Consider the following 19,832-nt stretch of genomic DNA (forward strand, 5'->3'; position numbering starts at 1 on the left):
ACCGGCAGAAACCCTGAGGCTTGCACACATATAAAGATATCTTTATATGACTTGCCATGCAAATTCGCATGCAAATCGACCCCCTGCTGAGGGCTCTGTCCGAACCGACGCGGCTGCGCATGATGCGCCTGCTCGCGCATATGGAACTGGCCGTGGGGGAGCTTGCGCAAGTGCTCGGGCAGAGCCAGCCGCGTGTCTCGCGCCACATCCGCATCCTGTGCGAGGCAGGTCTCGCCACCCGCCGCAAGGAAGGCAGCTGGGTGTTCCTGCGCAGCGCGGTGAAGGACAATGCGGAGCCGCCGATGGGCGCCGCCGCCGCCCGCCTGCTCGACATTGCCGAGCGTGACGATCCGGCCTTTGCCGCCCGCTGCGCCGAGGATCGCCGCCAGCTCGCCGCCATTCGCGACGCGCGCGAAGCCAATGCCCAGGCCTATTTCGCCCGCCATGCCGAGGAATGGGACACGCTGCGCCAGCTGCACGGTGCGGACGGTCCGGTCGAGGCGGCGCTGCTCGCCGCGCTGGGACGCCGGAACCTCGGCGGCCTGCTCGATGTCGGCACCGGCACCGGCCGCATCGCCGAATTGCTGGCAGGCAAGTCCAGCCACGTCACCGCGCTCGACAAGAGCCCCGAGATGTTGCGCATAGCGCGCGCGCGCTTGCAGTCTTTGCCACCGGAACGCCTCTCGCTGGTGCAGGGCGACTTCACCGCCCTGCCCTTTGCCGCAGGCGCGTTCGACACCGTACTTTTCCACCAGGTTCTGCACTATGCGCAGGAACCCGCCACGGTTCTTGCCGAAGCCGCGCGCGTCACCCGGCCGGGCGGGCGAATCGCGGTGGTCGACCTGGCCGCGCACGAGCGCGAGGATTTGCGTGAGCGCCATGCCCACGCCCGCCTCGGCTTTGCCGACCCGCAGATGACCTCGCTGCTGGCCGAGGCCGGCTTCGCGCCCGACGCTCCGGTCACCCTGCCGGGCGACCCGCTCACCGTGAAGATCTGGACCGCGCGGCGCCTCGAAGCCGCGCCCCCGGCGCCTGCAAACGACACCGAATCCAACGACAGAAAGACCGCGATCCCATGACGTCCGCTCAACGACCGGCTCTTGCCCCCGCCCTCGGGTGCCTGCCGGGCGACATTTCCGTCTCCTTCGAATTCTTCCCGCCCAAGACGGAGAAGATGGAGGAGCAGCTGTGGGACGCGATCACCCAGCTTGCCCCGCTGGCTCCCTCGTTCGTCTCGGTGACCTACGGCGCCGGTGGCTCCACGCGCGAGCGTACCCATGCGACCGTCGCCCGCCTCGCGGCCGAGACGGACCTCGTGCCCGCCGCGCACCTCACGTGCGTGGGCGCCAGCAAGGGCGAGATCGACGAGATCGCCGACCAGTACTGGGAAGCGGGCGTGCGCCACATCGTCGCCCTGCGCGGCGATCCGCCGCCGAGCCAGGGCGGCGTATTCACGCCCCACCCGGAAGGCTATGCCAGCGCCGCCGACCTGGTGGCCGGGCTCAAGGCCCGCCACGATTTCGACATCTCGGTCGCCGCCTATCCCGAAGTGCACCCCGAGGCGGCGAGTGCCCAGAGCGATCTCGACAACCTCAAGCGCAAGATCGATGCCGGTGCCAACCGCGCGATCACGCAGTTCTTCTTCTCGGCCGAAGCCTACTTCCGCTTCCTCGACAAGACGCAAGCCGCGGGCATCACCGCGCCGATCCTGCCCGGCATCATGCCGGTGACCAGCTTCGCGGCGATCCGCCGCATGTCGGGCAACACCGAGATTCCGGTCTGGCTCGAAGCCATGTTCGAAGGCCTTGACGAGCGCCCCGGTCCGCGCGCACTGGTCGCCGCGGTTGCCGCAGCCGACTTGTGCCGAAACCTCTACGAAGGCGGCGTGCGCGACTTTCATTTCTACACCCTCAACCGTGCGGAGCAGGCCTATGCGATCTGCCAGCTGCTGGGGTTGAGGCCGAAGTTGCAAGAATTGCGGGAGAGCGCATGATGAGCGCGCGTACAAAGTTTCTCGAAGAGGCGGCCAAGCGCGTCCTCATCACCGACGGCGCCTTCGGCACCGAGATCCAGAACTGGAAGCTCTCGGAAGCCGACTATGCCGGCGATCTGGGCCTCAGCCACGACCAGAAGGGCAACAACGACATCCTCGCGCTGACCAAGCCCGAGGTGCCGGAATCGATCCACCGCGCCTATTTCGAGGCCGGGGCCGACATCGCCGAAACCAACACTTTCTCGGCCAACCGCATCAGCCAGGCCGATTACGGCGCCGAGCATCTGGTGCGCGAGATCAACGTCGAATCGGCAAAACTCGCCCGCCGCCTGGCGGATGAGTACGAAGCCAAGGACGCCCAAAATGGTATTAGCCGCCCCCGCTTCGTCGCCGGCGCCATCGGACCGACCAACAAGACGCTCTCGCTCAGCCCCGACGTCAACGATCCGGGCTACCGCGAGATCGACTGGGACACGCTGGTCGACGTCTACAAGGAACAGGCCGCCGCCCTCGTCGAAGGCGGCGCCGACTTCATCCTGATCGAGACGGTGTTCGACACCTTGAACGCCAAGGCCGGGATCATGGCGGTGCGCCAGCTCGAGGCGGACCTCGGCCGGGAAGTGCCGATCATGCTGTCGATGACGCTGACCGACCTTTCGGGCCGCAACCTCTCGGGCCACACGGTCGAGGCGTTCTGGTACGCGGTGCGCCATGCGAAGCCCGTGACGATCGGGCTCAACTGCTCGTTCGGCGCCACCCAGCTGCGCCCGCACGTCAAGACGCTGTCGGAAATCGCCGATACGCTGATCATGATCTATCCCAACGCCGGCCTGCCCAACGAACTGGGCGCCTACGACGAGATGCCCGAGACGACCGCGGGCTTCGTCGGCGAATGGGCGGTGGCAGGCCAGGTTAACGTGCTGGGCGGCTGCTGCGGCTCCACCCCGGCGCATATCGCCGCCATCGCGCAGAAGGTGACCGGCATGGCCCCGCGCCACATCCCGGACCTCAAGCCCGAGACCCGGCTGGCCGGACTTGAACCTTTCGCGGTCGCGGCAGACTGAGGCGCGCATGAACGACATCCCCCTCTGGCGCATCCGCCAAGCCGGTCCCGACGATGCCGAAGCGCTGGCGCTGATCGGCGCGGCGACGTTCCTCGAAGCCTTCGCCGGTTCGGTCGACGGGCGCGGCATCATCGAGCATTGCCGCACCGCGCATTCTGCCGAGACCTACCGCGGCTACTTCGCCAGGGGCGCGAAGGCCTGGCTGGCGGAAGTGAAGCCGGGCGACGCGCCGGTGGGCTACGCGATGATCTGCGCCCCCGAACTGGCCGAGGCGCAGGAGGGCGATATCGAACTCAAGCGCATCTACATCCTCACCCGCTTCCAGGGCTCGCTGATGGCGGGCACGCTGATGCGCACGGTGGTGGAGGCCTCGGAAGGCTGCCGCCGCCTGCTGCTGGGGGTCAAGGACGACAACCTGCGCGCGCTCGCCTTCTACGCCAAGCACGGCTTCGAACAGATCGGCACCCGCCAGTTCGACGTCGGCGGCCAGACTTATGACGACCTCGTGCTGGCGCGCTCGCTCGCGCCCGCACAGGCCTAATCACCAGAGAACCCAACCCCATGACCCAAGCATCCTCTGGCACGCCCTCGGGCGCCCGTTTCGTCAACATCGGCGAGCGCACCAACGTCACCGGCTCGGCCAGGTTCAAGAAGCTGATCATGGCGGGCGACTATCCCGCCGCGATCGAGGTGGCCCGCCAGCAGGTGGACAACGGCGCGCAGGTGATCGACGTCAACATGGACGAAGGCCTGCTCGACGCGGTCGCGGCCATGACCACCTACCTCAAGCTGATCGCCTCGGAACCGGACATCGCCCGCGTGCCGGTGATGGTCGATTCGTCGAAGTGGGAGGTCATCGAGGCCGGCCTCAAGTGCGTCTCCGGCAAGCCGATCGTCAATTCGATCTCGATGAAGGAAGGCGAGGAACCGTTCCTCGAACATGCCCGCAAGTGCATGGACTACGGCGCCGCCGTCGTCGTCATGGCCTTCGACGAAAAGGGCCAGGCCGACACGAAGGAGCGCAAGATCGAGATCTGCTGCCGCGCCTACACGCTGCTGACCGGCATCGGCTTCCCGCCCGAGGACATCATCTTCGACCCCAACGTCTTTGCCGTCGCCACCGGCATCGAGGAGCATGACCGCTACGGGCTCGACTTCATCGAGGCGGTGGCCGAGATCAAGGCGCGCTGCCCGCACGTCCACTTCTCGGGCGGCCTGTCCAACCTCTCGTTCTCGTTCCGCGGCAACGAGCCGGTGCGCCGGGCGATGCACTCGGTGTTCCTCTACCATGCGATCCCCGCCGGGCTCGACATGGCGATCGTCAATGCGGGGCAGCTCGACGTCTACGACCAGATCGACCCGGCGCTGCGCGAAGCCTGCGAGGACGTCATCATGATGCGCCGTCCGGGCGTGGGTGAGGACGGCAAGACCGCCACCGAGCGCCTGATCGAGCTGGCCGAAAGCTTCAAGGGCAAGGACGCCGTTGCCGAGAAGGCCGCCGAGGAATGGCGCGGCTGGGACGTGGTCAAGCGCATCGAACATGCGCTGGTGCGCGGCATCGACGCCCATGTCGTCGAGGATACCGAGGAAGCCCGCGCCGCGATCGCCGCGCGCGGCGGCCGCCCGATCGAGGTGATCGAGGGCCCGCTGATGGGCGGCATGAACGTCGTGGGGGACCTGTTCGGCTCGGGCAAGATGTTCCTGCCGCAAGTGGTCAAGTCCGCGCGCGTGATGAAAAAGGCGGTCGCCCACCTGATCCCCTTCATCGAGGCGGAAAAGGACGCCGGCACCAAGTCCAAGGGCCGCATCATCATGGCCACCGTCAAGGGCGACGTGCACGACATCGGCAAGAACATCGTCGGCGTCGTGCTCCAGTGCAACGGCTACGAAGTGATCGACCTGGGCGTCATGGTGCCCTGGAGCAAGATCCTCGAAGCCGCCGCCGAACATGATGCCGACATCATCGGCCTCTCGGGCCTCATCACCCCCTCGCTCGACGAGATGGTGACCGTGGCCGAGGAAATGCAGCGCGCCGGCCTGACCATTCCGCTGCTGATCGGCGGCGCCACCACCTCCAAGGTCCACACCGCGCTGCGCATCGACCCCGCCTACGAGGGCCCCGTGGTCCACGTGCTCGACGCCAGCCGCGCGGTCGGCGTCGCCTCGCAGCTGCTGTCGGACACCCAGTCCGTGCCCTTCGTTGAGGCCACCGCCGAGGAATACGAGAAGGTGCGCATTGCCCGCGAAGGCAAGGGCCAGAGCGAGCTGCTGCCCATCGCCGATGCCCGCGCCAATGCGTTCAAGCCGGACTTTGCGCTCAAGCCCGCCGCGCCGGTAGAGCCGGGTCTCCACGTCTTCGAGGAATGGGATCTGGCGGACCTTGCCGCCACGTTCGACTGGACGCCCTTCTTCCGCGCCTGGGAACTGGCGGGCAACTATCCGGCGATCCTCAACGACGACGTGGTGGGCGAAAGCGCCCGCAGCCTCTACGCCGATGCCCAGGCGATGCTCGCGAAGATCATCGACGAGAAGTGGCTGACCGCCCGGGGCGTCTGCGCCTTCTGGCCCGCCAGCCGCGAGGGCGACGACGTGCTGCTGGCCAATGGCACCCGCATCCCGATGCTGCGCCAGCAGGTGAAGAAGTCACGAGGGCCAAATGGACAAGGGCGCGCAAATTACTGCCTCGCCGACTTCATCGACACCGAAAACGACTGGCTGGGCGGCTTCGCGGTCGGCATCCACGGCATCGAACCGCATCTCGCCCGCTTCCAGGCGGCGCATGACGACTATTCGGACATCCTGCTGAAGGCGCTGGCGGACCGCTTCGCCGAAGCCTTTGCCGAACGCCTGCACAGCCATGTGCGCACCAGGCTCTGGGGTTATGCACCGGACGAGCAATTCACCAACGAAGCGCTGATCCGCGAAGAGTATCGCGGCATCCGCCCGGCGCCGGGATACCCCGCCTGCCCCGACCACTCGCTGAAGCCCATCCTGTTCGATCTGCTCAAGGCCTCGGACAACGCCGGGATCGTGCTGACCGAAAGCCAGGCGATGCTGCCGACGGCGGCGGTTTCGGGCTTCTATTTCGCCCACCCGGAAAGTTCCTACTTCGGCGTCGCCCGCATCGGCCGCGACCAGCTGGAAGACTACGCCGGACGGCGCGGGGTCGATCTGGCCACCGCCGAACGCTGGCTGCGCCCGAACCTCGACTGACGGGACCCCGCGCCGATACGGTCGCCGTGCCCGTCTCTCGTGACGGGCACGGCGTACTCGCGAACGGAAACGCTCAGAGCGTTTTTCGAACGGAGTGGAACACGCCGTGACTCGGAAAAACGCGGAAAACAAAGAATTTGGAGCAGTTTCCGAGCCATCAGGTGATTCCACCTGATTGGAAAACGCTCAGTGCACCCCCGGGCGGTTCATGCCGGCGCGCCAGCGGGCGCGGTGGCGCTGGTAGGCCTCGCTGGTGGCGGTCCGGTCGATACTGGACATCACCCCGAGCGCGGCGTCGAGGCCGTGCCGGGCAAGCTGGTCGATCACCGCGCGCTCGTCATGCCCGGCCTCGCGGGCAAGCGTCTTGAGCACCCGCGCGGTCTCGGCGAACTCGATCTCGCTGAGCATCGCGACGCGGCATTCGTTGTGCGAAGTCATGGCCTCACGCAGAAGACGACCCATCAGAATTCTCCCTTAGGTAGAGCGGCCGGCAAAACGCCGTAAATCGATTGCATCCGCCGTTGAGAGCCCTCTACCAGCCGCACATCGGCCCGGCGGCTAATGGCCGGCTCCGGACAAGCACGCAGGTTTTCGGCAAGGTGGATTAGCCATGACCGCCTGCCCTGCCGCCCTGCCCTCTCCAAAATCGCCTGCGCCCCGGAAAATCAGCCACATTTCTTCCCCGGCGAAGTGCCCCCGGCCCCATCGAGGCTGTTGCGATTCGGCAATTGTGCAGCCATGCATTGGCCCAAAGAACGAGCCGCCCCCAGGGCACGGGAAGGCGGGCGGCGGGGGAAGTTGAAACAATGGGCCTGACTGAAATCTACCTGATCGCGCTGAGTGTGATCCTTGCCGTGCCATACCTGGTCTGGCGCCTGCTGCGCACCGAGCACTGGGCCCCGCTGGTGGTCGTGCAAATCATCGGCGGCATCCTGCTGGGACCGGGCGTGCTCGGCCACTTCGCGCCGGACTTCCACGGCTTCGTGTTCACCCCGCAAGTCATGACCGCGCTCAACGGCGTGGCCTGGTGGGCGGTGATGATGTTCGTGTTTGTTGCCGGGGTGGAACTGGACCTGTCGGACGCCTGGAAGCATCGCGGCGAAACCAGCCTGACCGCCGCCTGCGCGCTGCTGACGCCGCTGCTGTCCGGCTCGCTCGCGGCTGCCTTGCTGCTGAAGACCCCCGGCTGGATCGGACCAAAGGGCACCTATCCGCAGGCCGTGCTGGGCATCGGCATGGCCTGCGCCGTCACCGCCCTGCCGATCCTTGTGCTGCTGATGGAAAAGCTCGGCATCTTCCGCGCCCCGCTCGGCCAGCGCCTGCTGCGCTACGCCAGCCTTGACGACATCGCCATCTGGGGTGTGCTGGCGCTGATCCTGGTCGACTGGGAGCGCGTGGGACGGCAGGGCCTGTTCCTTGCCGGCTTCGCGGTCGCCTCGATGATCGTGCGCGCCCTGTTCAAGCGCATCAACGAGCAGGACCGCTGGTATCTCTCGCTGATCTGGCTCGCAATGACCGGTTTCGCGGCCGACTGGTCGGGCCTGCACTTCATGGTCGGCGCGTTCCTGGCGGGCGTGGTGCTCGACGCCGGGTGGTTCACCCGCGAAAAGCTCGACACGTTCCGCGAATTCCTGCTGCTGACGGTCATGCCGGTGTTTTTCCTCAGCACGGGCCTGCGCACCAACTGGGGAATCGGCGGTGCGATGGTATTCGGCGCGGCCTTGCTGTTCCTCCTCGCCTCCGTCTCGGGCAAGCTGGCGGGCGTTCACCTCGCCGGCAGGCTGCTCGGCTGGAAGCAGGGCGAGGCCTCCGTGATCGGCTGGATGCTCCAGACCAAGGCGCTGATCATGATCATCTTCGTCAACGTCCTGCTCGACAAGCAGATCGTCACCGCGGAGACCTTCACCGCGCTGCTGCTGATGGCGGTGATGAGCACGATGCTCACCGTGCCGATGGTCAAGCCGCGTCTGGCGCGGCTCGGCATCGGCGAAGATCGATAAGGCGGCATCGCAACGACAGCACCGCAAAAGGCCGGGATCACCGCCCCGGCCTTTTTCGGCTTCAGGCGCCCGGTCTGTTTCGGCCTCAGGCGCCCGCCCTTCCGGCCAGCGCCTCCGCCGCCTGCCAGAACGCCTCGACGAAGTCGGCATCGCCAACCAGCGGATGGGGCTGGCGCGGCGCCCGCTCGTACCAGTAGCCGCCGCTCGACCGTCCCGGCTCTTGTGCCGAAGCCAGCCAGATCACCGTGTCCGCCCCCTGCGCGGGCGAAAGCTTGGGCGCATCGGCGTAAGCGGCCTGCACGCTGCCGGGCGTATGGGCGAAGAAATTGCTGCCTACCGTGCCGGGATGCACCGAATGGGCGACGATACCGTCCCCTGCAAGCCGCGCGGCCAGCGCCCGGGCATGGAGCACGTTGGCCAGCTTGCCACTGCAATAGGCCGCCCCCGGACTCCAGTTGCGAAGGTTCTGGAGATCGCCGAGATCGATCCCGGGGATCATCTCGCTGCCGTCCGAAGCCGTGTTGACGATCCGCACGCTGCCCGGCGGCGCATCGGCCGCCGCCGCTCGCATCAGCGGCAGGAGCCGCGCCGTCAGTACGAAGGGGCCGAGGAAATTGGCCGCGTAGTTCGCCTCGAAGCCTTCCACGGTCATCACCTGCTCGCGCGCCATGCCGCCCGCATTGTTGACCAGCACGTCGACACGGCCGGCCATATCCGCGACCGCGTCGGCCAGCCGGTCCGCCTCGGCCAGCAGCGACAGGTCGCCGCGCAGCATCTCCACGCCGGTGCCCAGTTCCGCCTGCGCCGCCGCGCAGCGCGCCGCATCGCGGCCGATCCCGACGACGCGAAACCCCTGCGCCGCCAGGGCCCGCGCCGTTTCCAGCCCGATCCCCGAACTGGCCCCCGTCACCACTGCCACGCGCTGCGTCATGTCTGCCTCTCCCTTCATCCGGCTTGCCGTGCGGCCGCGCGATCCTGGCGAGCGGCTGGGCAAAATCGCAAGCGGATGAGGCGGAATCGGAGGAAATCATCGGCCAAGCGGTTTTCAGCGCCCCCTTCCCTCTGCCATAAGCCCGGCCGTGCCCGACGCCGATCTTCTGCCTGATGCCCTTGCCGCGCTCCATGCGACCTTCGGGTTCTCCGCCTTTCGCGGCGTGCAGGAGCAAGTCGTCACCCGCGTGCTGGAGGGGCGCTCCACCCTGGCGGTGATGCCCACCGGCGCCGGCAAGTCCCTCACCTACCAGTTGCCCGCCGTCATGCGGGAGGGGACCTGCGTGGTCGTCTCGCCGCTGATCGCGCTGATGCACGACCAGTTGCGCTCGGCCACCGCCAACGGCATCCGCGCCGCCACCCTGACCAGCGCCGACGCCGATCGCGGGCAGACCATGGACCGCTTCCGCGCGGGCGAGCTGGACTTGCTCTACATCGCCCCGGAACGCGCCAGCCAGCCCTACTTCCGCGAACTGCTGGAACAGTCGCGCGTCGCCCTCTTCGCCATCGACGAGGCGCACTGCGTGTCCGAATGGGGCCACGATTTCCGGCCCGACTACCGGCTGCTCAAGCCGCTGCTCGATGCCTTCCCCACTGTCCCGCGCCTGGCGCTGACGGCGACGGCGGATCATCACACCCGGTCCGACATCCTTGCCCAGCTCGGCATCCCGGACGAAGGCCTGATCGTCGCCGGGTTCGACCGCCCGAACATCCGCTACGCCATCCGCCCGCGCGAAAATGCGATGCGGCAATTGAAGGCGGTGATGGACGAGAACCCCGGCCCGGGCATCGTCTATGCCCCCACCCGCGCCCGCGTGGAGCAGCTGGCCGAAACCCTCGCCTCCGCCACCGGACGCCGGGTGCTGCCCTATCACGCCGGGCTCGATCCCGACGTGCGCGCCCGCAACCAGGCCGCCTTCGTCGCCTCCGAAGACATGGTGATGGTGGCCACCGTCGCCTTCGGCATGGGCATCGACAAGCCCGACGTGCGGTTTGTCGCCCACGCCGGCATCCCCAAGTCGATCGAGGCCTATTACCAGGAAACCGGCCGCGCGGGCCGCGACGGCGACCCTTCGGTGGCGGTGATGTTCTGGGGCGCGGACGATTTCGCCCGCGCCCGCCAGCGCCTGTCCGAAGTCGACCCCAGCCGCCAGCAGAGCGAGCGCCAGCGCCTCGATTCGCTGGCCGCGCTGGTCGAAACCGCCGAGTGCCGCCGCGCCGTGCTGTTGCGCCACTTCGGCGAAACGCCCGCGCAGACCTGCGGCAATTGCGACAATTGCCTCGAACCGGCCGGCGTGGTCGACGTCACCGAACTGGCGCGCAAGCTGCTCTCGGCGGTCTATCGCACCGGGCAGAGCTACGGGCTCGGCCATCTCGAAAAGGTGCTTTGCGGCATCACCGACGACCGCGTGCTGCAACGCGGGCACGACCAGCTATCGGTCTTCGGCATCCTGACCGAAGACGAAAAGCCGCTGCTCAAATCGCTCGCCCGCGCGCTGCAGGCCCGCGGCAGCCTCTTGCCCACCGAGCACGGCGGGTTGTCGCTCGGCGGCGATGCCCGCGCGATCCTCAAGGGCGAGGCCGCCGTCGCCATCGTCGTACCGCCCAAGCGCGAGCGCAAGCGGCGCGGCGGCGGCAGCGATGCAAGCGCCAACCCGGTCGGCCATCCATTGTTCGAGGCGCTGCGCGCGCTGCGCCGCGATCTGGCCCAGCAGGCAGGCGTCCCGCCCTACGTCATCTTCCACGATGCCACCTTGCGCGAGATGGCCAATGCCCGCCCGGCAACGCTTGCCGAAATGGGCGAGATCGGCGGCGTCGGCACCCGCAAGCTGGAAGCCTATGGCGAGGAATTCCTGGCAGTGATCCGCCAGCACTGAGGCCCGTCAGCCTGCGCCCTCGTACACCGCGCGCTGGGCTGCAAAGGCCCGCTGGAACGCAGGCCGCGCCTCCCCCCGCGCGACATAGCCGAGCAGCGGGCGGTTGGCCGCCAGCAGGTCCGAGGCGCCCAGCCGCCGCAGGACCTGCACCATCATCAGGTCGCCCGCGCTGAAATCGCCGTCGAGCCATTCCGAAGAGCCGAGGCGCACCGCGAGCTCGTCCAGCCGCGCGGCGATGCGCTCCTCGATCGAGGCGAGGCGGGCGGCGAACCAGGGCCGCTCCTGCTCGAACAGCAGGACCTCGGAGCGCTGGACGATGACCGGCTCCACCGTGCTGAGCGCGGCAAACATCCACATCACCGCCCGCATCCGCGCGTCGGCGTCCAGCGGCAGCAAGCCGCCCTGACGCCCCACCTGGCGCCCCACCTCGCTCTGCGCCAGATGCAGCACGATGGCCCCGGATTCGAACAGCGCGAGATCGCCCTCTTCATACGTCGGGATCTGGCCGAACGGATTGCGGGAGCGATGCGCCGGCTGCTTCAGCTCCTCGAACGAGACGAGCCGCACGGTGTAGGGCCGGCCCACTTCCTCCAGCGCCCAGCGCACCGCCATGTCGCGCGCGAGCCCTCGGCCGCGATCCGGCGAGTGGGCAAAGGCGGTGATCGTCGGCGGCTGCGGCACGTTCGGCTGCGTCATCGGCGGCACTCCGGTTCCCCGGCATGATGCTCGGGAAGCGCAATTTCGGCAACCGCGTTCGTCATTTGCGCGAGACTGGGTTATGAGGCCGCATGATCCGCATATTGATCGATGCCGACGCCTGCCCGGTGAAGGACGAAACCTACCGCGTGGCCGAGCGCACCAAAGTGCCGGTGGTGGTCGTGAGCAACAGGGCGATCCGGGTGCCGCAGAGCCCGCTCATCACGCGCAAGGTGGTGAGCGACGCCTTCGATGCCGCCGACGACTGGATCGCCGGGAACACCGCGCCGGGCACCGTCGTCATCACCGCCGACATCCTGCTGGCCGACCGCTGCCTCAAGCTGGGGGCGGACGTCATCGCGCCCAACGGCAAGCCCTTCACCACCTCCTCGATCGGCGGCGCCATCGCCACCCGCGCGATTCTGGCGGACCTGCGCGCCGGCGGCGACGCGATCGGCGGACCGCCGCCGTTCAGCAAGGCGGATCGCTCGCGGTTCCTCTCCAGTCTCGATCAGGTGCTGGTAAAGCTGCTGCGGAAAGGCTGCGTGTCCCCCACAGCCTGAGCGCGTCGAAGAGCAGGCAACCGCGCGCCGCGCCCGCCGGGGGCTTCGACAGGCTCAGCCTGAGCGGGTGGGGAGGTCTGATTTGGGTGGTTAGCTGCCGTTCCGTGTTTTACGCAGTCTAGCATACCTTTCCGGCGTTGACTGTGAGCGGTAGCGCCCTCCCGGCCGGTAAGGCGGCAACAGATCGACTAGCCTGAACAGCGCCCGGATCATCAAGCGATGAAATAGAAAATCCGCAACTAGCAGCACGACCAGAACGCTCGCACCAATCGCGATTCCCGCCGTCATGCTCAAAGCTGCTATCCTCCTACCAATCTCTACATTCCGTCAGATCGTAACGACCGCAACGGGTGGTGAGCGGACATTCGCGGATTTTGAAGAAAAGGGAAGATTCCCGGGGCCCTTCGATAAACTCAGGAGATCCCCCGGACCCTCGGAATGTCAGCGTCGCGCGCGAATAGCCGTCAGCCTCCAATTGCGCCAAAGGCGCTTTTAAGCGTCTCCCGGCGCCAATCTTGCGCAAGGCGGTTGCGAGGCGCCACGTCGACATTTCCGGGGGTCAAGGGGGCCACAAGCCCCCTTGCTTCTCTCTTCCCTCTTCTGGATTCCCACCTTCGCGGGAATGCTGAGGGGGGAGGGGGAGGCGAACGGCCGCAATGGGGCGTATCCGGAACGGCTGGTTTCGACTTGGAAATCGCGCTCCTACCCTGCCCCCAGCACCAGCCGCACTTCCAGCCCGCCGCCCGGCGCGTCGGTCAGTTCGACGCGGCCGTCGTGCAGCTTGGCCACCGCTTCCGCCAGCGCCAGCCCGAGCCCGGTTCCCGCCACCGAACGCGTCGGGTCGAGGCGGCCGAAGCGTTGCAGCGCGGCTTCGCGCTGCTCTGCGGGAATGCCCGGCCCGTTGTCGCGCACGCCGAGCACGACCTGGCCGTTGTGCCTTGCCGCGAAAACCGCGATCGCATTGCCACCCTGCGCATACTTCACCGCATTGTCGACAAGGTTGCCCAGCGCCTGCCCCATCAGCTCGCGGTGGAGCCGCACGACCAGCCCCTCCGGCGCCTCGGCGGTGAGCGCGAAGCCCTCGTCCTCGGCATAAGGCTCGTAAAGCGCGGCAAGGTCTTCGAGGAAGGGGCCAAGCGCGGTCTGTTCGAAGCGCTCGCGGCCGATCCCCGCCTCGGCCCGGCCGATCTGGAGCGCGGTGGTGAGGATCCGGGTCAGCGTGTCGGCCTCGGCCAGGGCGCGGTTCATCGCCGCTTCCGCGGCCGGATCGCGCGCCTCTACCGCCGCCTGTTCCAGCGCCGAGCGCAGCCGCGTAACCGGGGAGCGCAAGTCGTGCGCCAGTCCTTCGGCCACCACCCGCAGTTCGCCCACCAGGGTCTCGATCCGCGCCAGCATCCCGTTGATCTCGCCCGCCAGCTCGTCGAAGGCATCGCCCGAACCGTCGAGCGGCACCCGCGCGTCGAAGGCCCCGGCGCCGACCCGGTGCGCGGTCTGCGCCATGTCGTGCACGCGGCGGCCGACGAGGCGCGAGGTCAGGAACGCCACCAGCATGGAAAGCGGCAGCGCCAGCAGCAGCGCCGCCAGCAGCGCCTGCTCGAAACTGCGCTGGAGCTTGAGGTCGCGCCCGGTCTCGACCCCCGCCAGCAGGGTGGAGCCGTCGGGCAGGCGCGCCTCCACCAGCGTCATCAGCTCGGGCTGGGAAAAGTCGCTGCGGTAGAGCGTGGTCGAGAACCAGTCGCCCTGCTGCCAGTCGCCCCGCACATCGCCGCGCGGCGGCAGCGCATCGAGATTGCCGGTCACGCGCCGCCCGTCCGGCCCGGCCAGCAGCATCACCGGGGCGCGGCGGCCCTCGGCGCGCAGGCGGGTGTCGATGGTGGTGCGCAGCCCCGCCATGCCGCCATCCTCGTAGGCGGCGAGCAGATCGTCGCGCAAGTCCTCGACCAGCGCGTGCTGCTCGTCGCGCACGCTCTGCTGGCTGGATATCCACACGAAGGCCAGCACCCCGCCGGTGGCGACCAGCTGAAACAGCACGACCGGGACAAACAGGCGGAACGAGGTCGAGCGCAGCAGCCGCGCCGCCCGCCGCCGGAGCTTTTCCCTCAAGCCGAAAGGCCCAGCCGGTAGCCCGCCCCGCGCACGGTGTGGAGCAGCGGCGCGGCGCCGTCCTCGTCGAGCTTGCGGCGCAACCGGCTGACGTGGACGTCGATCACGTTGGTGCCGGGGTCGAAATGATAGTCCCACACCGCCTCCAGCAGCATCGTGCGGGTCACCACTTCGTCGACATGGCGCAGGAAATACTCGAGCAGGCGAAACTCGCGCGGCTGCAGATCGATCGCGCGGCTGCCGCGCTTCACCTTGCGGGCGAGCAGGTCCATCTCGAGATCGCCGCAGGACAGCCGCGTCTCCACGGCGCTCTGGCTGGCGCCGCGCTTCACCAGGAGCCGCACGCGGGCGAGCAGTTCGGCAAAGGCGAAGGGCTTGGTGAGATAGTCGTCGGCGCCCGACGTCAGCCCGGTCACGCGGTCGTCGGTCGAGCCCATGGCCGAAAGCACGATCACCGGCGTCTCGATGCCGCCCGCGCGCAGCGCGCCGAGCACCGACATGCCGTCCATCTGCGGAATCATCCGGTCCAGCACGATGGCGTCATAGGTGCCGTCGCTGGCGAGGAACAGCGCGTCGCGCCCGTTGCCCGCCTTGTCGACCACAAAACCTTCCTCGGCGAACCCTTTCACGATGTAGGTCGCGGTGGCCTCGTCATCCTCGACCACCAGCAGCTTGTGCCCCATGCCTTGCCTTCCCGCCTCCGCCAGCATTTGCGTGCTCCGGCAGATCAGCGATTGCCGGGCTGCGGCGAACCGGCAAGGTCGATCCTGCGAACCGCCCCGAGATGCACCACATCGAGGTGCATAGGCCGTGCCCCGCGCTCAGACAACTCCTGCGCAAGGGTGGAAAACGAGCTGGCCTGCGCCCCGTCCACATCGACGATGCGGTCGCCCACCACCAGCCCGGCATGTTCGGCATGGCCGTCCGAGCGCACCGAGGTGACGACCAGCCCGGGTTTGCCGTCGGGCAGGTCGTCGGCGGTGAAGTCCAGCACCCGGCGGCTCGCCTCGTCCTGCGCGGCGGTCTCGTGCACGGCCGCGGCATCGGGCCCGACCAGCCCGAAGTGGTGCTGCGCCCACAAGTCGCCCCAGGTCAGCGCCCCGGTCACCGCCAGCAGCGCCCCCAGCATCGGCAGGAGGTCCAGCACGCGGCGCTTCGCGTCGTAGGGGAAGCCGGGATCGACCTCGCGGCCGGTACGGACATCGTCTGCGTCGGTCATCTCTCGTCCAGTTCACGCCAGAGAGGGAGCGGGGCACGCGATCGTCGGATGCGCGAACCTTCCGCTCAAGCACACCCTTGAGCCTGACTATCGCAGGGTGACGCGGCAAAGTCACATTAAGGAAATTCCATGTTCGCTCCACCCTGCGGCAAGCCGGAAAGGCGCAGGCACGCACCATGAAAAGGGCAGCCTATTCCCCCCGCCTGACTTCCAACCTGGGCGCCTCCAACCCGGGCCGGCGCCAGCGCCGCCGCCGGACCCGCCACGCGCTGGTTGCGGCGCTGGTGGCCGTGCTCGCCGTGCTCGGCTGGCTGGCCTGGCTCGGCGCCTTCGACGCCAGCCCCTTGCGCGCGCTGCCCCCGCGCGGCGACAGCGGCGACAGCCGCAAGGACTATGCCGCCGTGCTGATCTCGGGCGACATGGGCCCGCGCGCAGGGATGGGCGCCCCGGTGGCCCAGGGGCTTGCCGACCACGGCGTCGCCACCGTCTCGATCAATGCGCTGAACTACTTCCGCGTCCGCCGCAGCCCTGCCGAAGTGAGCGCGATCATGGCCCAGGCGATCCGCCGGGCGATGGCGCTGGGGCACGTCGACAAGGTGGTGGTGCTGGGCCAGTCGTTCGGCGCCGACATGGTCCATGTCGGGCTCGAGCACCTGCCGGCGGACCTGCGCGCCCACGTGGCGCTGGTGGTGCTGACAGTGCCCACGCGCACCGTGTTCCTGCGCGTCTCGCCGCTCGAATGGCTGGACCGGACCACGCCGGACGCCATGGCCATCACCAGCGCCCGCAAGCTCGACTGGGTGCCGGTGGTCTGCATTCGCGGCCAGCAGGAGACCGACAGCCTCTGCCCGCTGCTGCACCTGCCGCACCTGACCCAGCTGGCCCTGCCCGGCGACCACTACCTCGAACATGACGCCGACCGGGTGTTCACCACCATCCGCACGGTGATCGCCGCCCATTTCCAGCCCGCGCACCTGACCCGCCTTCCGGAGCCTGCCCGATGATCCGCCGCCTGCTGACGCACAGCCGCGCCCTCACGCTCAACCTCAGCCTCGGCCTGACGCTCGGCGTGATGGGCGCTCTCGCCGCGGCCTCGCCGGCCGACGCGGTGCCCGGCATGGCCGCGCAGCACCTGCTCAACCCCTATGGCCGCTGGCTCAACCCGGCGGGCGACGTCGAGGTTTCGGTCGCGCCTTGCGGCACGCTGCTGTGCGGCACGGTGACCTGGGTCGGCGGACAGGCGCTGGCCGACGCCGCCGATGCCGGGGTCTCCCACCTCGTCGGCACCCAGCTGCTGCAGGGCTACCGGCGGCAGGACGCGGGCAACTGGCAAGGGCAGGTCTTCGTGCCCGACATGGGCTCGACCTTCTTCTCGCGCATCCACCAGCCCGACGAGGGCCACCTCAAGATCAGCGGCTGCATCCTCCACGGCCTGCTCTGCAAGTCGCAGGTCTGGACGCGGCGACCGTGAACCGGCCCGCCCCCCTTTCACAGCTGAAACCGCTGGTCCATCGCCTGGCGGTTCCCGCCCAGCTGGCGCTGGCCGTGCTGGTGCTGGTGCTGGCGGGGATGAGCCTGCGCCACATGGCGATGCGGCTGGATCTCCACGCGGTGCTGCGCGATGCCCGCGCCCTGCCGGTCTGGCGGCTGGCGGCGGCATTGGGCTTCACCGCTGCAAGCTACCTGCTGCTGACGATCTACGATGTCATGGCCCTGCGCGCGATCGGCAAGCCGCTGCCCTGGCGCGCCGCCGCGCTGGCCTCGTTCACCAGCTATACGCTCAGCCACAATCTCGGCTTCGGCATCATCACCGGGGCCGCCGCGCGGCTGCGCGTCTATGGCGCGCGCGGCCTCTCGACCGGAGATGTCGCCCGCGTCACCGCGATCGCCGGGGTCACGTTCTGGAGCGGCGTGCTCGCCTCCGCCGCGCTGGCGCTGCTGGTCCACCGTCAGCCGCTGACGGTTCCGGGCCATGTCCTGTCGCTGGCCATGCAGCACGCGGCGGGCGCCGGGTTGCTGGTCCTGCTCGTTCTCGCCGCCCTGCTCGGCAAGCGCTGGCACCTGCCCGGCCCCGGCGGCATGGCGCGCATGACCGCAGCGGCGCTGGCCGACATCTCCGCCGCCTGCGCCGCGCTCTTCGTGCTGCTGCCGCACGCGGCCCCCGCGCTCTATGCCCCGCTGCTGCTGGCCTATGTGCTGGCCATCGTCGTCGCGCTGGTGAGCCACGTGCCCGGCGGCCTCGGCGTGTTCGAGGCGACCGTGGTCGCGCTCTGCCCGCAAGCGGCGCCGGGCATGCTGCTGTCCGCGCTGCTGGTCTACCGCATCGTCTATTACCTGCTGCCGCTCTGCGCCGCGCTGGTGCTGCTGGTGCACCACGAGCATGCCCGCTGGAAGCGCCCGGCGGGCCTGGCCCTCAAGGCGGGCGAGACGATGCTCACCGCGCTGGCGCCGCGCGCAGTCGCGCTGCTGGTGTTCCTGGGCGGCGGGATCCTGCTGCTCTCCGGCGCCACGCCTGCCCTGCCTGAGCGCATGGCGGCGATCCGGGGCCTCGTACCGCTGCCCTTCGTCGAGGCCTCGCAGATCGCCGCCAGCCTCGTGGGCACCCTGCTGCTGGTCCTGGCCCCGGCGCTTTACCGCCGCCTCGACGCCGCCTTCCTGCTCACCCGCGCGCTGCTCGTGGCGGGCGCGGCGTTCTCGCTGGCCAAGGGCCTCGACTATGAAGAGGCCGTGACCCTGCTCGCCGTCGCGGGCGTGCTGCAACTGGCGCGGCGCGGCTTCTGGCGGCGTACCGCGCTCACCACCGACGTGATGAGCGCCAACTGGATCCTCGCCATGGTGGCGACGATCACGCTGGTCATCGTGATCGGCTATTTCACCCAGACCTTCCCGGCCTATCGCGGCAGCCTCTGGTGGAAGTTCGCCTGGTCGGGCGATGCCTCGCGCTACATGCGGGCGAGCTTTGCCGTCGCCGTGGCGACCGGCGCCTTCGTGGTGCTGGCGCTGCTGCGCCCCTCGCGCCACTGCGGCCTGCCCGATGAAGGCCCGGTGGACGTCGACGAGGCCCTCACCCACGCCGTCCGCTCGGAATCGATGCTGGCGCTGACCGGGGACAAGCTGTTCCTGGCCGGGCCCGGCAACCGCAGCCTGCTGATGTACCAGGTGCGCGGCCATTCCTGGATCGTCATGGGCGATCCGGTGGGCGAACCGGCGGACTGGCCCGAACTGCTCTGGCGCCTGCGCGAACGGGCCGACGCCAATCAGGGCCGGGTGCTGCTCTATCAGGTCACCCCCGCCGTGCTGCCCATCGCCATCGACATGGGCCTGCAACTGATGAAATACGGCGAGGAAGCCCGCGTCGACCTCGCCCGGTTCTCGCTCGACGGCCCCGCCGCCCGCCCGCTGCGCCACGCCGTGCGCCGCGCCGAGCGCGAGGGCGCCGAGTTCTCCATCGTCCCCGCCGCCCGCGCCGGCGCGATCATGGGCGAACTGCGGCTGGTCTCGGACGATTGGCTGCGCGCCAAGGGCCAGCGCGAGAAAGCCTTCAGCGTCGGCCGCTTCGACGAAGCCTATATCGCCCGCTGCGACATCGCCGTGGTGCGCAAGCAAGGCGCGATTGTCGCCTTCGCCAACTTGTGGAAGACGGCGGGGCGCGAGGAACTCTCGGTAGACCTCATGCGCCACCGCGCCGAGGTGCCTTATGGCTGCATGGACTTCCTGTTCACGCGTCTGATGCTCTGGGGCCGGCAGGAAGGGTATGCGTGGTTCAACCTTGGCCTCGCGCCGCTGTCGGGCATCGAGGCCCGCCGCCTCGCCCCGACATGGGCGCGCGCGGCCGGCATGCTGTTCCGCCACGGCGCCGCGTTCTACGGCTTCGAGGGCCTGCGCAACTACAAGGAGAAGTTCGCGCCCTTGTGGGAACCCCGCTTCATCGCCTGCCACGGCGGCGTCGCGACCGGCCGCGCCCTGCTCGACCTGCAAGCCCTGATCGGCGACGGGCGGAGTGCGGGGAGATTGCGCGCAGGGCAGCGCAAGACGGCTTCGTAAGCGCGGCTCCACCCACCACCCACCACCCACCCCGCTCATGCCGAGCGTGTCGAACCATGGGGAACCGCAG

General features: G+C 68.8%; 17 protein-coding genes. 11 read left to right on the forward strand and 6 right to left on the reverse strand.

All coding sequences use genetic code 11. The annotated features are described in order from the left end of the window. Positions 1–68 precede the first annotated feature (68 nt). From OKA11_RS06435 to metH, 5 genes are read left to right on the forward strand one after another with little or no spacing between them, the layout of a single operon-like run. Positions 69–1,079 carry an ArsR/SmtB family transcription factor gene (locus tag OKA11_RS06435; protein ID WP_267219394.1) on the forward strand — a complete coding sequence of 337 codons (1,011 nt, stop codon included), beginning with the start codon at positions 69–71 and terminating at the stop codon, positions 1,077–1,079. Further along, positions 1,076–1,993 (forward strand): methylenetetrahydrofolate reductase [NAD(P)H], encoded by a 918-nt coding sequence (metF, locus tag OKA11_RS06440; RefSeq protein ID WP_267219395.1) that lies wholly within the window; start codon positions 1,076–1,078, stop codon positions 1,991–1,993. The genes OKA11_RS06435 and metF overlap by 4 nt, the downstream gene beginning before the upstream one ends. Further along, positions 1,993–3,057, forward strand: a complete 1,065-nt coding sequence (locus tag OKA11_RS06445) for a homocysteine S-methyltransferase family protein (protein WP_267219396.1) — start codon at positions 1,993–1,995, stop codon at positions 3,055–3,057. The genes metF and OKA11_RS06445 overlap by 1 nt, the downstream gene beginning before the upstream one ends. 7 nt (positions 3,058–3,064) lie before the next feature. Then, a complete protein-coding gene (locus OKA11_RS06450; RefSeq protein WP_267219397.1) occupies positions 3,065–3,598 on the forward strand; it encodes a GNAT family N-acetyltransferase in 534 nt (177 codons plus the stop codon). A gap of 20 nt (positions 3,599–3,618) precedes the next feature. Continuing rightward, complete coding sequence (gene metH, locus OKA11_RS06455; protein WP_267219398.1) at positions 3,619–6,270, forward strand: methionine synthase; 2,652 nt, start codon at positions 3,619–3,621, stop codon at positions 6,268–6,270. Between the two features lie 186 nt (positions 6,271–6,456). Here the strand turns inward: metH and OKA11_RS06460 are convergent, their stop codons facing one another. After that, positions 6,457–6,732, reverse strand: coding sequence for a hypothetical protein (locus tag OKA11_RS06460; RefSeq protein ID WP_267219399.1), 276 nt, complete (start codon positions 6,730–6,732; stop codon positions 6,457–6,459). Between the two features lie 344 nt (positions 6,733–7,076). Here OKA11_RS06460 and OKA11_RS06465 point away from each other — a divergent pair, with 344 nt between their 5' ends. Next, entirely contained in the window at positions 7,077–8,270 is a 1,194-nt protein-coding gene (locus OKA11_RS06465; protein ID WP_267219400.1) for a cation:proton antiporter, read from the forward strand. Between the two features lie 85 nt (positions 8,271–8,355). On the opposite strand, the gene OKA11_RS06470 is transcribed toward OKA11_RS06465, so the two are convergent. Beyond that, positions 8,356–9,201, reverse strand: coding sequence for an SDR family NAD(P)-dependent oxidoreductase (locus tag OKA11_RS06470; RefSeq protein ID WP_267219402.1), 846 nt, complete (start codon positions 9,199–9,201; stop codon positions 8,356–8,358). 148 nt (positions 9,202–9,349) lie between these two features. Between OKA11_RS06470 and recQ the strand changes: the two genes are divergently transcribed. Next, positions 9,350–11,137: a DNA helicase RecQ gene (gene recQ, locus OKA11_RS06475; RefSeq protein WP_267219403.1), complete on the forward strand. Its 1,788-nt coding sequence runs from the start codon at positions 9,350–9,352 to the stop codon at positions 11,135–11,137. A gap of 6 nt (positions 11,138–11,143) precedes the next feature. Here the strand turns inward: recQ and OKA11_RS06480 are convergent, their stop codons facing one another. Continuing rightward, positions 11,144–11,833 (reverse strand): glutathione S-transferase family protein, encoded by a 690-nt coding sequence (locus OKA11_RS06480; protein ID WP_267219404.1) that lies wholly within the window; start codon positions 11,831–11,833, stop codon positions 11,144–11,146. A gap of 92 nt (positions 11,834–11,925) precedes the next feature. Here OKA11_RS06480 and OKA11_RS06485 point away from each other — a divergent pair, with 92 nt between their 5' ends. Further along, on the forward strand, positions 11,926–12,396 hold the full coding sequence (locus OKA11_RS06485) for a YaiI/YqxD family protein (protein ID WP_267219405.1): 471 nt from the start codon (positions 11,926–11,928) through the stop codon (positions 12,394–12,396). 702 nt (positions 12,397–13,098) lie between these two features. Here the strand turns inward: OKA11_RS06485 and OKA11_RS06490 are convergent. Genes OKA11_RS06490 through OKA11_RS06500 form a run of 3 tightly spaced genes read right to left on the reverse strand, consistent with a single transcriptional unit; the run spans position 13,099 to position 15,718 of the window. Then, positions 13,099–14,499: a sensor histidine kinase gene (locus OKA11_RS06490; protein WP_267219406.1), complete on the reverse strand. Its 1,401-nt coding sequence runs from the start codon at positions 14,497–14,499 to the stop codon at positions 13,099–13,101. After that, positions 14,496–15,182: a winged helix-turn-helix domain-containing protein gene (locus OKA11_RS06495; RefSeq protein ID WP_207080001.1), complete on the reverse strand. Its 687-nt coding sequence runs from the start codon at positions 15,180–15,182 to the stop codon at positions 14,496–14,498. The genes OKA11_RS06490 and OKA11_RS06495 overlap by 4 nt, the downstream gene beginning before the upstream one ends. 44 nt (positions 15,183–15,226) lie before the next feature. Beyond that, positions 15,227–15,718, reverse strand: a complete 492-nt coding sequence (locus tag OKA11_RS06500; protein ID WP_267219407.1) for a PDZ domain-containing protein — start codon at positions 15,716–15,718, stop codon at positions 15,227–15,229. Positions 15,719–15,894: 176 nt separating this feature from the next. Between OKA11_RS06500 and OKA11_RS06505 the strand changes: the two genes are divergently transcribed. Genes OKA11_RS06505 through mprF form a run of 3 tightly spaced genes read left to right on the forward strand, consistent with a single transcriptional unit; the run spans position 15,895 to position 19,762 of the window. Then, positions 15,895–16,722, forward strand: a complete 828-nt coding sequence (locus OKA11_RS06505; protein WP_267219408.1) for an AcvB/VirJ family lysyl-phosphatidylglycerol hydrolase — start codon at positions 15,895–15,897, stop codon at positions 16,720–16,722. Next, positions 16,719–17,189 (forward strand): DUF2147 domain-containing protein, encoded by a 471-nt coding sequence (locus tag OKA11_RS06510; protein WP_267219409.1) that lies wholly within the window; start codon positions 16,719–16,721, stop codon positions 17,187–17,189. Before OKA11_RS06505 ends, OKA11_RS06510 begins: the two co-directional genes overlap by 4 nt. After that, positions 17,186–19,762, forward strand: coding sequence for a bifunctional lysylphosphatidylglycerol flippase/synthetase MprF (gene mprF / locus OKA11_RS06515; protein ID WP_267219410.1), 2,577 nt, complete (start codon positions 17,186–17,188; stop codon positions 19,760–19,762). Before OKA11_RS06510 ends, mprF begins: the two co-directional genes overlap by 4 nt. Positions 19,763–19,832: the final 70 nt, after the last annotated feature.

The organism is Novosphingobium clariflavum (assembly GCF_026420865.1).
Lineage (GTDB): Bacteria > Pseudomonadota > Alphaproteobacteria > Sphingomonadales > Sphingomonadaceae > Novosphingobium > Novosphingobium clariflavum.

Excerpts from the sequence above, each read along its gene's own strand:
- metF (WP_267219395.1), top strand. The coding sequence starts at position 1,076 with ATGACGTCCGCTCAACGACCGGCTCTTGCCCCCGCCCTCGGGTGCCTG.
- OKA11_RS06465 (WP_267219400.1), top strand. The coding sequence starts at position 7,077 with ATGGGCCTGACTGAAATCTACCTGATCGCGCTGAGTGTGATCCTTGCC.
- OKA11_RS06495 (WP_207080001.1), bottom strand. The coding sequence starts at position 15,182 with ATGGGGCACAAGCTGCTGGTGGTCGAGGATGACGAGGCCACCGCGACC.
- OKA11_RS06485 (WP_267219405.1), top strand. The coding sequence starts at position 11,926 with ATGATCCGCATATTGATCGATGCCGACGCCTGCCCGGTGAAGGACGAA.
- OKA11_RS06445 (WP_267219396.1), top strand. The coding sequence starts at position 1,993 with ATGAGCGCGCGTACAAAGTTTCTCGAAGAGGCGGCCAAGCGCGTCCTC.
- OKA11_RS06470 (WP_267219402.1), bottom strand. The coding sequence starts at position 9,201 with ATGACGCAGCGCGTGGCAGTGGTGACGGGGGCCAGTTCGGGGATCGGG.
- OKA11_RS06460 (WP_267219399.1), bottom strand. The coding sequence starts at position 6,732 with ATGGGTCGTCTTCTGCGTGAGGCCATGACTTCGCACAACGAATGCCGC.
- OKA11_RS06435 (WP_267219394.1), top strand. The coding sequence starts at position 69 with ATGCAAATCGACCCCCTGCTGAGGGCTCTGTCCGAACCGACGCGGCTG.
- OKA11_RS06450 (WP_267219397.1), top strand. The coding sequence starts at position 3,065 with ATGAACGACATCCCCCTCTGGCGCATCCGCCAAGCCGGTCCCGACGAT.
- OKA11_RS06510 (WP_267219409.1), top strand. The coding sequence starts at position 16,719 with ATGATCCGCCGCCTGCTGACGCACAGCCGCGCCCTCACGCTCAACCTC.
- OKA11_RS06480 (WP_267219404.1), bottom strand. The coding sequence starts at position 11,833 with ATGACGCAGCCGAACGTGCCGCAGCCGCCGACGATCACCGCCTTTGCC.
- OKA11_RS06505 (WP_267219408.1), top strand. The coding sequence starts at position 15,895 with ATGAAAAGGGCAGCCTATTCCCCCCGCCTGACTTCCAACCTGGGCGCC.
- OKA11_RS06500 (WP_267219407.1), bottom strand. The coding sequence starts at position 15,718 with ATGACCGACGCAGACGATGTCCGTACCGGCCGCGAGGTCGATCCCGGC.
- metH (WP_267219398.1), top strand. The coding sequence starts at position 3,619 with ATGACCCAAGCATCCTCTGGCACGCCCTCGGGCGCCCGTTTCGTCAAC.